The sequence below is a fragment of the Streptosporangium sp. CA-115845 genome (genome assembly GCF_050943795.1).
Taxonomy (GTDB): Bacteria; Actinomycetota; Actinomycetes; order Streptosporangiales; family Streptosporangiaceae; genus Streptosporangium.
In genome coordinates, this window is sequence record NZ_CP191988.1 from 7,962,193 (window position 1) to 7,975,089 (window position 12,897).

A 12,897-nucleotide genomic window follows, 5' to 3' on the forward strand; every position below is an offset into this window, starting at 1 on the left:
CTCCTTTTCGTTGGCCTGTGGCGGTGTCACTCGCAGAACACCTGCACCTTGGTGTCGGGCTCGTCGACGTCGACGATGGCCTCGCCAAGCTGCTTGATGAGCTCCTCGATGTGCTGTGCTGACGCTTACCAGCACGGCCGTTCGGCCCTGCTCGATCTCGCCCCAGGAGCCGGGCAGCGCCCACAGCGGTTGCCCGGTGCCGCGCAGCTCACCCACCGGGCCCACCCGGATCGACCAGTTCGGCCAGCGCCTCCTGTCTCCCCCCGCCGCAGGCGGTCAACGACGCCGACGCCGGGGATGTCGTGCCGGTCTGCCGGCTCCTGCAGCGTCTCCTGGAGTTCCGTCACGCGTGGGCTGTCGTCAACCGAGGCAGGACCGGACGGCCTTGGCCAGGTTCGACGCCCGCGGGTCGTCGGGCCGGAAGTTCCAGAGGTTGGTGACGTAGCCGAAGCCGACACCGGCGTCGGGGTCGGCGAAGCCGATCGATCCACCCGAGCCCGGGTGGCCGAACGACCCCGGCCCGGCCATCGGCAGCGGCGGGCAGGCTCGCCAGAACCCCAGCGACATGTAGAAGGAGCGGTCAGCCGGGATGTTCAGCCCCGGCGGCAGCCCGTGCATCGGCGTCTTGTCGGTCTGGACGGCTGTCATCTTCTCGACTGTTGACGGATCGAGCAGCCGCACCCCGTCGACGTCGCCGACCGTGGCGGCGTACATCCGCGCCACCGATCGCGCGTCCGCGAGCATGTTCGCGGCCGGGAACTCGGCCGCGCGCCAGGCACGCGTGGTGTGATAGCCGGTCGTGTTGTCCAGGGCGCCGCCGAGCTCACCGGCGCGGGCTTGGACCGAGCCCGGGCCCCACACGGCGTTCACCCATGCGGTGACGGTGTCCGCGTCGAGTCCGGTGATCGCGATCAGCCCGGCCGTGAGCTCCTCCACGCTGAACGGTGCGGCGTAGTGGATCCGGGCCACCCGTCTCTCCTGTTTCTCAGGCAGCCCGATCCAGGCGCTCAGTCCGAGCGGGGCGGCCACCTCCTCGGCGAAGAACCTGCCCAGTGACTTGCCGGAGATCCGGCGCACGACCTCACCGACCAGGAACCCGAATGTGACGCTGTGGTAGACGTGCTCGGTGCCCGGCTGCCACAGCGGCTTCTGCGCCTCGAGTGCACGGATGACCGGGTGCCATGCGCAGGCCTGCTCGAATGTCAGCGGTCCGTCGACGATCGGCAGGCCGGCCTGGTGTGACAGTAACCAGCGCACCGGGATCTGGCCCTTGCCGGCAGCGCCGAACTCCGGCCAGTACTGGGCCACCGGGGCGTCCAGATCCAGCTCACCGCGCTGTGCCAGCATGTGGGCACAGATCGCGGTGGCGCCTTTCGTGGTGGATGCGACCTGGACGATGGTGTTCTTGCGCCACGGTCGGTTCGCCTCGCGATCGGCGAGGCCGCCCCACAGGTTGACGACGGGGCGGCCGCCCACGTAGACGCTGCACGCCGCGCCGACCTCGCCGGGGTTGTCTTTGAAGTTCTTGCGGAACGCGTCGGCGACTTTTCCCCAGCCGTGCTCGACATCGTCACCGCTCACGGAGGCGTTGGCGCGGCCGGCGAGGGCGGCGTGCGTGCCGGCGAGCGCGCCGGCACCCAGCACGCCCTTCAACACGGTCCGGCGCCCGACGTGTCCCTGTTCGGGTGTCCCGCTTGTCGTGTCTTCCATGTTGTATTCCTTGCTGGAGATCTGAAATGCAGGGAGTCTGAGACTGCTGGAGCAGACGTACGTCGGATCGACCGGGACGGTCCGTGTTGCTGGATCGGTGCGGCAAGAGTGGTGTGCGAGGAGCACGAGCAGTTTTCGTCGAAGGCGGACACGGCCGGCCATCGGTTTCATGCCGTCGTGTCGCTCCGGCTCGCACTTGGTGGTCTTGTCGTGGAACGCGAGCCGCCATCGTCAGGGGGCCACCGGAATACGGGCGCAAACGGGCCGCGGACGCGATCGCCGCAGGCGAGCAGCCACAGCGGTGGCGGGCGGCCCGTACGCGCTCTCGCCCGTCATTGGTTCGTGGTTACGCGTCCCAGGTGACCGGGAGGCTCTTGACCCCGTAGATGTCGGCGGTCTCCGGGCGCAGGGCGACCTCTTCGGCGGGTACGGCCAGGCGCAGCGTGGGGAAGCGGTTGAGGAGTGCGGGGAAGGCGACGCGCATCTCGACGCGGGCGAGCTGCTGGCCCAGGCACTGGTGGATGCCGTGGCTGAAGGCCAGGTGGCCGCCGTCCTGCCTGCGCAGGTCGAGCCCGTGGGGGTTGGGGAAGCGCTCGGGGTCGCGGTTGGCGGTGTTGAGCGACAGGATGACCGTCGTACCGGCCGTGATGGTGTGGCCGCCCAGCTCGATGTCCTCCAGCGCGACCCTGTGGAACTGCTTGGCGACGCTCAGATACCGCAGCAGTTCTTCGACGGCCTGGTCGGTGAGCGTGGGCTCGGCGCGCAGCGCGGCGAGCTGGTCCGGGTTCCGCAGCAGCGCGAAGGTGCCCAGCGCCAGCATGTTCGCGGTGGTGTCGAACCCGGCCGACAGCAGGATCAGGGCCATCCCCTGCAGTTCCTCGTCGGTCAGGTCGCTGTCGAGCAGGTCGCTGAGCACGTCGTCGGTGGGGTTGGCGCGCTTGGCGGCCACCAGCTCGGCGAGGTACTGCTGGGTCGCGGTGTAGGCCGCGATCAGCTCCTCGTCGCCGACCTCTCCGCCGAGGAACTTGTCGATGTTCTCCTGGAAGGAGCCCCGGTCCTCGTACGGCACGCCCAGCAGCTCACAGATGATGACGGAGGGGATGGGCTTGGCGAACGCGGTCACCAGGTCCACCTGCGGTCCGGCCTTCTCCATGGCGTCCAGGTGGTCGGCGGTGACCTGCTCGACGCGTTCGGTGAGCAGTCGCATCCGGCGGACGGTGAACTTACCGACCAGTGGTTTGCGGTAGCGGCTGTGCTGTGGCTCGTCCATGAGGAGGAACTCGCCGGGCGGCGCCGGGGGGACCTCGATGTCGCCGTAGTCGACCAGCGGGTGGTGGCGCATGAGTTCCTTGCGTGAGCTGAATCGCGGGTCGGCCAGGACCGCCCGGACCAGGTCGTAGCCGGTGACCAGCCGGCCCTGGTGTCCGTCGGGGAAGGGGAAGCGGCTGATCGGGCCGTGTTCACGGGCCTGGATCAGCTCCTTGGGCGGGTCGAAGGGACAGTCGGACTGACGCGCCGTCGGCATCGTCGTGACGGTGTGGAGGGATTCAGTCATGATCTTCCCTGTCTCGCGATAGGACGTGTTGTGTGGAGCTCGAACTGTCCGCCACGCTCATCGGGATCAAGACAAGCCCGGCCGATACGGCCTAGGAGATCTTGCGGCGGTAGGTGTTCATGGCGAAGACGTAGGCGACGATGAGGATGCCGACACACCAGGCCAGGGCGATCCAGATGTCGGTGCCGACCGGCTGCTGGGTGAACAGGTCGCGAATGGCGTTGACGATGGAGGTCACCGGCTGGTGCTCGGCGAAGACGCGCAGCGGGCCGGGCATGGTGTCGGTGGGCACGAACGCCGAGCTGAGGAACGGCAGGAAGATGAGCGGGTAGGAGAACGCGCTCGCGCCGTCCACGGACTTCGCGGACAGACCGGCGATGACGGCGAGCCACGTCAACGCCAGGGTGAACAGGATCAGCATGCCGGCGACCGCGAGCCACGCCGGCACTCCCGCCCCCGAGCGGAAACCCATGAGCAGGGCGACGAGCACGACGACCACGAGCGAGATCAGATTGGCGACCAGCGAGGTCAGCACGTGCGCCCACAGCACCGACGATCGCGCGATCGGCATGGACTGGAAGCGCTCGAAGATGCCGCCCTTCATGTCCATGAACAGCCGGAACGCGGTGTAGGCGATGCCCGAGGCGACCGTGATGAGCAGGATGCCGGGCAGCAGGTAGTTCACATACGAGACCGACCCTGTGTTGATCGCGCCGCCGAACACGTAGACGAACATCAGCAGCATGGCGATCGGCATGATCGCGGTCGTGACGATGGTGTCCACGCTGCGCGTGATGTGGCGCAGGGAGCGTCCCAGCAGGACGGCGGTGTCGCCGAAGAAATGCTTGCTCATCGTTGTTCCTTACTTGCGTACCGAGATGCGGTGTTTGTCGGCGTCGCCGTCCTTGCCGTCGGTGCCGACGAGGGTGAGGAAGATGTCCTCCAGGGTCGGTTGCTTCTCGACGTATTCGACCTTGGCGGGCGGGAGTAGCTGCTTGAGCTCGGCCAGGGTGCCGTTCACGATGATCCGGCCCTGGTGCAGGATCGCGATCCGGTCGGCGAGGTGTTCGGCCTCGTCCAGGTACTGCGTGGTGAGCAGCACCGTCGTGCCTTGGGCGGCGAGTTCCCTGACCGCCTGCCACACCTCGATGCGCGCCTGGGGGTCGAGCCCGGTCGTCGGCTCGTCGAGGAAGACGACCGGCGGATTGCCGATGAGGCTCATCGCGATGTCCAGGCGGCGGCGCATGCCACCTGAATACGTCGACACCCTGCGCGCGCCCGCGTCGGTCAGCGAGAAACGCCTCAGCAGGTCATCGGCGATCTGGCCGGGATTCTTGAGGTGCCGCAGCCGGGCGACCAGCACGAGGTTCTCCCGCCCGCTGAGGATCTCGTCGACGGCGGCGAACTGTCCGGTGAGGCTGATGGACTCCCGCACGTTCGCCGGTTGCGTGGCGACGTCGAAGCCGTTGACGCCGGCCGTCCCCGCGTCCGCCTTGAGCAGCGTGGACAGGATCTTCACGACCGTGGTCTTGCCCGCCCCGTTCGAGCCGAGCAGGGCGAAGATGCTGCCCCGCGCCACGGTGAAGTCCACACCGCGCAGCACATGCAGGTCCTTGTACGACTTCTCCAGGCCTTGCACCTGGATCGCCTGGGCTTGCTGTGTCGTCATCAGTCTGTCCTGTCCTTTCTTGCGGTGTTTTCGCCGGCGGCGCGTTCGATGGCGCCGGTGAAGCGGTTCCGCTCCCGGCTGATGTACCGCCCCACGGAGTAGTTCTGCACAAACGCCTCGACGAACTCCACGGGGTCCTGCCCGAAGATCTCGCGGATCGGGGTTCCGTCCGCCGCGCTCTGCTCGAACAGATCGGCAAGGTCTTCGAACATCGAAGCCGCGTCGGCGCCGTCCCCCGGCCCGAAGTGCATCAGGTACCGCTCCAGCGCTTCGGCTGCCGTGCGATAGTTCTCGGGAAGCGCTCTGATCCGCGCCTTGTACTGCCGCCAGCGCCTCTTGTCCTCGAGCGGCCCGGTGACCACCTCCAGGTACTGCAGGTAGCGCCTCTTCGGCTCGGCCGGCTCTGTGGCCATGTCTACTTACCTCCTTCGCGGAGCTGTTCGAGCCGTTCCGTGAGGAAGCTCCAGGTCCTCCAGAACTCTTCGAGATACTCCCGTCCGCGTGCGTTCAGGGAGTACACCTTGCGCGGCGGCCCCTTCTCGGACGGGACCTTCTCCACGTCGACGAGGCCGCGCTGCTCGATCCTGACGAGCAGCGCGTAGATGGTGCCCTCGGCGATGTCGGAGAAGCCCTGCTCCCGCAGCCACGCCGTGATCTCGTAGCCGTACGCGGGCCGGCCGGACAGGATCGCCAGGACGATGCCCTCCAGCGTTCCCTTGAGCATCTCCGTCAGTTGCTTGCCCACGGAACACCCCCCTTCCGCTACTCGGTGTCGCTAACTACCAGTACAAAGTAACACCGACTACTGGTACCTAGCAACACCGAATAGTTGAGGGACAATCGGGGGCCGCAAGCATGTGGGTGCGGGCGGCCTGATCGCCGCTCGTGAGCGAGCCCGCCGCCGACATCTGCCCGCACACCGGCCGCGCCCGCCTCGGCGAGGCCGACGTCCCGCTGCAGCTCATCATGGGCAAGACCCGGCACAAGAACCCCCGCACCGCCATGCACTACGTCAAACCCGGCCCCGAAGCCATCGCCAAGATCACCACCATCCTCGGCCCACCCCGCCGCGCCCAGTGACCATGCCGTCAACCAGCCGGAAGATCCTTCAAGATCATCCCAATGTGGGTTTTGGGCTTATGTGGGCTGACCCCTGGTGCGTCTGCGGTGGACGACGACCTCGTCCCCGCGCCCCGGATACGCCATGATCAGCAGCCGTTGCCCGCCGTACTTCTCGCCCTTCCACGGGAGCCAATCGGGCGAAACCATGCTCCGCGAAAATCGCTCAGTGAGTCGACGGACCCGCCGCGCTGCGGCTACCAGGCCCCATCGGGAATCACGTAACACGTGTTGCTGGACTCGAGCCAGTCCTGGTCGATGCCTCGCCCGGTGATGCGCTCGATCAAGGTCAGTGCCGTGGCGATGTTCGCCTCCGTGTCCGGGCCATCCACGAACGAGAGCCCGTCCATGTACTCGTCCAGCGCATGCCGGTTGGCCCCGCCGCGAGGAGACGGCGGGAAGAAACTCATGTAAGTAAGGATCCGTCCGTCGGCCGCGTAGATGAGCTGTTCGTCGCCGTTGGCGTTCCAGCCGATCGCCACCGCGCGACCCCCGCCGCTGGACGCGATGGACAGCGCCTGGTCACGCAGACAGTCCCAGCCCCGTAGCTGCAGAATCAGGACCCAGGAGCCGGCTTGGCCGACGAGGATGATGCCGTCGCGCTCACCAGCGTTACCGGTGTGTTCGTGGATGTCGTGGATATTGCATTCCGCCGTGGTGCTGAGGTCGGCCCGCATCCGGCGAGCGGCTTCGCGGGCGTCGATTCCCTCGACCCAGGCGGCGTGGAAACCGAAGTAGTCGTCATCGAGGCCGTATTCGTCCAGGAGGTCGTAGGTGGTGCGGGCCTCGCTCATCGTTGTCCTTTCGTGGAGCATGGTGGCCCCGCCCGGAGAGCGGGGCCACCATGTCGGCCTTATTTGATGTTTACCCAGAACTGGCTGCCGTTGAGGAACCGATAGCGAGCGTAGAAGATGCCGAGATCGGTCCCGGCGTTCTCGTTCTGGTCTCGGCGAAGTGCTCGGATGGAGTAGTTGTATCCGGCTGAGCCTGGCCCTTCCTTGGTGGATGCGAAGGGAAACTCATCACACTGCAGTTCGCCGGGGACGTCGTTCGGATCGGGGTAGTCGTCGTCATCGGCGCCCGGGAACCATTCCCGGCAGTCGACGCCCTTTCGATACTTGTTCTTTCCTCGATACGTTCTCCCGTCCGGGGCCTTTGCAGCCTTGGAGACGTACGTCAAGGCCGATCCCCCGGTGGCGTAGTTGCCCGGAACCCTCTTGGCGATGGGTGAGCCGTTCGTGTCCTTGAAGTGGGGAGCGGTCAGGTGTGGGGAGTAGAACGCATCGTGGATGTGCTTGGGTACATCGCCCATGAATGGGTCGGTCCGGTGCATGGTGTAGACGGCGTTGGCCCCCACCAGGACGCATCCGCCCTTGTACACGTGCTTGCTCAGGCTGTCGCAGCGCACCTTGGCAGCATTGTCGTTGGTAGCTGTCGGGTTCCGCGGGATGTCCCACAGTTCGACGCTCTTGTCCGGCCAGGCAGGTATCTGGAGCGTCAGCCAAGGACGGATCGTACAGCTGTCGAAGAGGGCTCCCGAGGAGCGGAAGACGAACTCGGTCCGCCACTCCTCATCGTAGTCCGGCACGTCACCGCTGCGCTCGCCGTTGGCGGGCCCCTCGATCTGGGCGCAGTTGCTTGTCTCCTTGCCGGCCTTGGCCCGGACCCGGAGCTTCAGCGTGCCTAGCACCACGGGGTCGTCGTCGCCGGGAATGAAGACGTTGGACAGCTTCGTCCACACCTTGATGTCGCGGGGCAGGCGCCCTGCGGTGCCGCCCTGGACGCCGGCGCCTGTCTCATTTCCGGCATAGGTGTGGATGGCGACCGACACGTGGAAGTACATCCAGGCCGGCGTGGGGAAGACTATCGTCCTGCCCGTCTGCCTGCTCTTCTCCGTGTCGACGGTCCAGATCAGCCAGCTGTGGAACCTGGCTGTGCAGCCACTGTACGGGCGGACCTCACCCCAGACGTTGTCCCTCAGCCGGTCGTCGTCGTCCTCGGATTCCCGCTTCTCCTCGCACCACTCCAGCGTGTGACGGTCGTATGGGAACTCCTCCTGGGTGGCGCGCATCGTCTGTGCCGTGCGCGACTCCTCCTTGTCGATGACACCGCTCGAGCCGACTGTTGCAGAAGTCTGCGTTGCGACGCTGTTGTGCTGGGTCGCCAGGTCGCTCACGGATAGAGCGCGCTGGTGGACCCATACGTCATCAAGATCACCTCGTACGCTGGCGCCTAGGGCCATGGGACCATTCGCATTCCATGCAGGAAAGCTGATGGATGCGGTTTTAACCGCGTCGCCATTGAGGTAGAGCGTCGCAGTCCTGGCTGCGGCGTCATAGACGCCGGCCAGATGGAACCACTCGCCAACCGGTGGTTCGACATCCGAGACCACACCCTCAACGGTCGCATCAGCGGCATCAGCGCTGGTGAAGGTGAACACCAGACCGCGGTCGGGGGTGTTGCCCAGGCGGAACGGTGCCTGGTGAGTGCCTCTCTGCTCGACGACGGTGTAGTTGCCCTCCTTGTCGCTCCAGCGCAGCCAGGCCGTGACGGTGAAGCTCTCATCGGTACGGATTACCGGCCCAGTGGTCTGCGCGAGCGGTTTCTCACCGGGCTGGATGACGTCGACCTTGACCTGCTGCCAGTCCGACCAGGCGGACGACAGCGCTCCGGCGATCGCGCGGGCGCGCCAGCGTACCAGCCAGCCGTCGGTCAGTTTCCCGTCGGGGACGGTGATGCCGGCCTGGCTGCCGGAAGTGACGTTGTCGACGGCCCCGGCCCAGATCTGCCCGCTGCCCTGGCCTTCGGTCGCGGCCGGGTCGTGTTCGACTTCGAACTCAGCCCGCAGGCTACCTCCAGCCGGATCGCTCACCTGTGCTAGCAGGCTGGGGATGAGGGTAGAAGTGACGGTTGTGCCGTCCAACTGCTGGGACGGATTGACCTGCAGGGCGGACACCGTCGGTTGCCCGACCGGGTCGGGCACATCCACCGTAACGGCCAGCCAGTCCGACCACGCCGAACTCGTGGCCGCGGCGGCGTTGACGGCGCGGGCGCGCCAGCGGATCTTCCATCCGTCAGTGAGCTTCCCGGCCGGGACGCCGGCGGCGGCCTGGCTGCCGGAGGCCACTGCGGCCGAGGCGCCTGCCCAGATCTGGCCGGCGCCTTGCCCGGTGGGTGCGGCCGGGTCGTGCTCGATCTCGAACTGACCGGTCAGGGTGCCGCCGATGGTGTCGGAGACGGTGGCTGCGAGTTGCGGGGTGAGCGAGGTGACCGTGGTGACCCCACCAGCCGCCTGCGCCGGGGTGATGGCCAGGCCGCTGACAGTGGGCGCCGAGGCGGGGCCGGTGGTGGTGACGGTCAGCGTGGGCGGGGTGGCGAAGTCGGTGTCCTCGGCGGAGGTGAACACCCGGTAGTTGTCGTTGGTGTTGGTCTCGTTCGGGTGCTGCAGCACCAGGCCGTGGTTGGCCGCGCCGGCGGCCCAGTCCTGGGCGATGCCGGTGACGTTCCAGTCCATCGGGCCGGGCCAGGTAGCGCAGCTCTCGTTGATCGCCGCCCGGTTGATCTGGGCGTCCTCGGTGGTGGAGGGCGGCTTGTTGGCCCAGTACAGGTTGTTCTCATCCCAGGCGCCGGTCAGGCGGCGCACCTGGATGCCGGCGCCGACCGCGGCGCCGCAGGCCGGCGCGTCGATGTTGTTCAGCGACAGCTTGGCATCGCTCACCGTGGCGCCGGTCAGGGCGGCGGTGTCGAACCGCAGATGCACCCGCGCCAGCAAGCCGGGCATCCGCCCGGCCATCAGATACCCGCCGGTCGGATCGGCCGGCAAGCCCGCGGTGTCGGTGGACAAGACCTCCACGTCGTGGTTGAACGGCAGCGTGGTGGTCGGATCCACCCGCACCGGATACACGGTGGCCGGGTCGGACAGGAACGTGTGGTCGGGCTTGAGCACCAACTCGGTGCGGCCGCCCGTGGTCACCACGTCGGTGGCGATCTTCGCGTGCCGGGCCTGGGGCAGGCGGCCCTTGGCCAGGCGGGCTCCGGCGGAGGCGTCCCACATCACCGGCTGCGGCGCCGACGCCACCAGCTTCTTCTTCCCCTTGTCCTTGTTCTTGCCAGTGCCGGTGTCGGTGAGCAGCAGCCGCCCGCCGTTGCCCTTCGACAACGTCAGGCCGCCGGTGTCCACCCCGATGCGCAACTCCAGGGGTTTGGCGGGCCGCTCGCGCAGCACCACGTCATGCCGGAACCCGGTCGGCAGCACGGTGACCACCAGGTCTGCGCCCTTGCCGGCCGCGTCGGTGTAGGTGGCCACATTGCCCTTGACCGTCGGCTTGGGCAGCCTGGCCGGCCAGGTCAACGCGTACCGCCGCCCGTCGGCGGTCATCCTCACGAACGCGCCGGTACCGCCGGTGGAGACCTCCACGGCCACACCATCCGCAAGTGTCTTCGGCTTGAGCACCCCACCCTGCTCGGCCAGGGTGGGGTCGATCGGCACCCACGTGCCGTTCTGCCGGGTCCGCACCGGGCCTGCGGCGATCTGGGTGGTGAAGGTCTTTCCGTCGGGCTGGGCGTAGGTGATGCTGGTCGCGGTCGTCTCGTCGGCGACCGCAACAACCTTCCCCTGATGGGCCGCCCTCTGAGAAGCGGCGATCTGCGCCTGCGAAGGCTCATTCGACACCGCGTTTCCGCTCTTTCCGGGAATCCACGCCACTGTGTCGCTAAGGGTGGCATGGTGGCCATTACCGGAGGAGTCACCAGCAGTGGTTCCTGAACCTTCGTCGAACTTCCAGTGTGCGGTCGCAGGAGTGCTAAATGACCAGGCGTCGACCGTCATCATGTTTCCGTCGGCGTCGTGGGCGTTCGACACCTCGACTATATAGCGGACATCATATGACAACGATTGATCTGGCGTAAACGTCAGCACCTTACGCTCGCTGTCGAGCTGCGTCGTGCCAGCCAGCACGTTACCTGCGGGATCCTTCAGCTTGAGCTGCGCTTCCCAGATCGGCTCGCTGAACACCGCTTTGATCTGGGTCGCAATTGATACATCAGTGGCGCCCCTTTCAGGACTGACCTCTATAAGAGCCGGAGGTGTCTCATCACCGGAGCCCGGGCCATCTTCATCTTCGATCTGGGGGGTCGACCAATCCTCACCCGGCAGAGGACCCAACTGATCGGGTCCAATTTCGTAAGGAACGGTAGGGGTGCCTTCTGAGGCGATGATCTCTTCCACCGTAGTACCGGGCCTGTCCGGAATACTCTCGGCGGGCTCTCTGTGGAGAGCCGTTGCCTCTTCGAAGGTCGGAGGTGAGGTCCGTCGCGGTCCTGTTTCGGAGAAGTAGGTCAAGATCTTCGGCGCAGGCTCGAAGTCGACGGTGAGCTTGGGCGGGTGGGCACCTTCACTGCAGCAGTAGTAATCCTGCGTGCGGTAGCGGCGCCAGTTGGTGATGTCGGACTCGTTGGCGGCGGCGAGCTGGAAGCCGTAGTTCGGCTCACCGTTGGCCCATGCCTGGACGATCCCATTGACATAGTGGACCAGGTACCACTCCTTGCCTGCCCAGCCGGCCGCACCGCTAGTGCAGTTGGGGCTGTAGGCACCGTACTCAACGTTCTGGCCCACGGTGGTGACCGACGGCTGGCTGGTCCACTGCATGGTCATCTCATCCCAGTCTGAGGTGACCCGGCGGGCGACAATGCCGGAACCGACATGATCGCCGCAGTCGTTGGACAGATGGTTCCACAGGATCAGGTCGGCGTTCTGCACCGTACCGCCCCGCAGCGGCGAGTCTTCCGGGATGTCCGGGAAGCGGATGTAGCTGCGCCAGCGCACGGCGCCGTTGTTGGACTTGCCGACCAGGATCCGGTCGAGGTTGAAGTTGTTCCAGCTGTCGTAGTAGATGTCGTCATTGACGAACGTGTCCACCCCCCCTGGCGGTGAAGTACAGGGATCACGTCCGATCGTGCACTCCCACCAGTCGGAGTCGGCGGCGGACAGCGTCACCGGGTAGGTGACCGCCGGGTCGGCCAGGAACGCCGCGTCAGGGGTGTACACCAGGGTGGAGCCGTTCCCTTCGACGGCGACGCCGGCCTTGCCGACCTTGCCGGCGTCGATCGGCGCGTTCGCGTCCGCGGCGGTGGCGTCCAGCAGCGGCACCGGCCGGATGTCGAGGATCTTCTTGCCGTCCTGGCCCAGCACGGTGGGCTGTCCGGCAGCGTTCTTGCTGAAGGACATGCCCTTGGGCAGGTCCACCGGCACGCGGAAAGTCACCGGGCCGCTCGGCCGCTCCTGGATCACGATCTTCTGCCGGAAGCCAGTGGGGGTTGTGGTGACCACCAGGTCCATGCCGTTGCCGTAGGCGGAGTGGTAGGTGGCGGTGTTGCCGGCGAGCTTGGGCTTGGGCAGCTTGCCGCTGGGGGCGGCGATCTCGGCGGTGCCTTGGGCGGTCCTGCTCTTCAGCAGGATGGTGTCCGCGCCCGCCGACAGGGTCAGGTCGCCCTTGATGGCCTTGGGCTTGATGAGCCCGTTCTCCTCAACCAGGGTCGTGTCGATCGGTGTGAAACCATCGCCCTTGGCTGTCTTGACCCGGATGGGCTGCGCGTGTATTTCCATTCGCAGAGTCTTGCCGTCCGGGTTGGCGAAGACCGTCGAGGTCTCGGTGTTGCGCTCGGAAACCTCCACACGCTTGCCGGTCTCGCGGGCCTTTTTCTTGGCGGCTTCTACCGCCTCGTCCACGATTGGCGTGCCGCCCCTCAGGGCGGGGGTCGGCTGGGCCTGAGGGGCGGTCGGTGGTGGTTCTTGCTGGGCCCATGATGGTGCTGCCGCCAAGCTAATGATCATCGTCGCGGCCAA

At 66.7% G+C, this 12,897-nt stretch carries 9 protein-coding genes; 1 reads left to right on the forward strand and 8 read right to left on the reverse strand.

Annotated features, from left to right (window positions below; genetic code table 11):
* Positions 1-360: 360 nt before the first annotated feature.
* The 6 genes from ACQP0P_RS38145 to ACQP0P_RS38170 form a co-directional block, all read right to left on the reverse strand.
* Positions 361-1,710 carry a serine hydrolase domain-containing protein gene (locus ACQP0P_RS38145; RefSeq protein ID WP_433365070.1) on the reverse strand — a complete coding sequence of 450 codons (1,350 nt, stop codon included), beginning with the start codon at positions 1,708-1,710 and terminating at the stop codon, positions 361-363.
* Between the two features lie 346 nt (positions 1,711-2,056).
* On the reverse strand, positions 2,057-3,265 hold the full coding sequence (locus tag ACQP0P_RS38150; protein ID WP_433365073.1) for a cytochrome P450: 1,209 nt from the start codon (positions 3,263-3,265) through the stop codon (positions 2,057-2,059).
* A gap of 91 nt (positions 3,266-3,356) precedes the next feature.
* Positions 3,357-4,118 carry an ABC transporter permease gene (locus tag ACQP0P_RS38155; RefSeq protein ID WP_355613115.1) on the reverse strand — a complete coding sequence of 254 codons (762 nt, stop codon included), beginning with the start codon at positions 4,116-4,118 and terminating at the stop codon, positions 3,357-3,359.
* Between the two features lie 9 nt (positions 4,119-4,127).
* On the reverse strand, positions 4,128-4,934 hold the full coding sequence (locus ACQP0P_RS38160) for an ABC transporter ATP-binding protein (protein ID WP_355613113.1): 807 nt from the start codon (positions 4,932-4,934) through the stop codon (positions 4,128-4,130).
* Entirely contained in the window at positions 4,934-5,347 is a 414-nt protein-coding gene (locus ACQP0P_RS38165; RefSeq protein ID WP_433365078.1) for a DUF1048 domain-containing protein, read from the reverse strand. Before ACQP0P_RS38165 ends, ACQP0P_RS38160 begins: the two co-directional genes overlap by 1 nt.
* A gap of 2 nt (positions 5,348-5,349) precedes the next feature.
* Positions 5,350-5,679: a PadR family transcriptional regulator gene (locus tag ACQP0P_RS38170; RefSeq protein WP_433365080.1), complete on the reverse strand. Its 330-nt coding sequence runs from the start codon at positions 5,677-5,679 to the stop codon at positions 5,350-5,352.
* A gap of 140 nt (positions 5,680-5,819) precedes the next feature.
* Here ACQP0P_RS38170 and ACQP0P_RS38175 point away from each other — a divergent pair, with 140 nt between their 5' ends.
* The gene (locus ACQP0P_RS38175; RefSeq protein ID WP_433365083.1) at positions 5,820-6,014 is read left to right on the forward strand and encodes a hypothetical protein; all 195 of its coding nucleotides are present in this window, start codon (positions 5,820-5,822) and stop codon (positions 6,012-6,014) included.
* A 236-nt stretch (positions 6,015-6,250) separates the two neighbouring features.
* Here the strand turns inward: ACQP0P_RS38175 and ACQP0P_RS38180 are convergent, their stop codons facing one another.
* Together ACQP0P_RS38180 and ACQP0P_RS38185 are read right to left on the reverse strand one after the other, a co-directional pair.
* The gene (locus ACQP0P_RS38180; RefSeq protein WP_433365085.1) at positions 6,251-6,847 is read right to left on the reverse strand and encodes a DUF6461 domain-containing protein; all 597 of its coding nucleotides are present in this window, start codon (positions 6,845-6,847) and stop codon (positions 6,251-6,253) included.
* Positions 6,848-6,906: 59 nt separating this feature from the next.
* Positions 6,907-12,780: a DNRLRE domain-containing protein gene (locus tag ACQP0P_RS38185; protein ID WP_433365088.1), complete on the reverse strand. Its 5,874-nt coding sequence runs from the start codon at positions 12,778-12,780 to the stop codon at positions 6,907-6,909.
* Positions 12,781-12,897 lie beyond the last annotated feature (117 nt).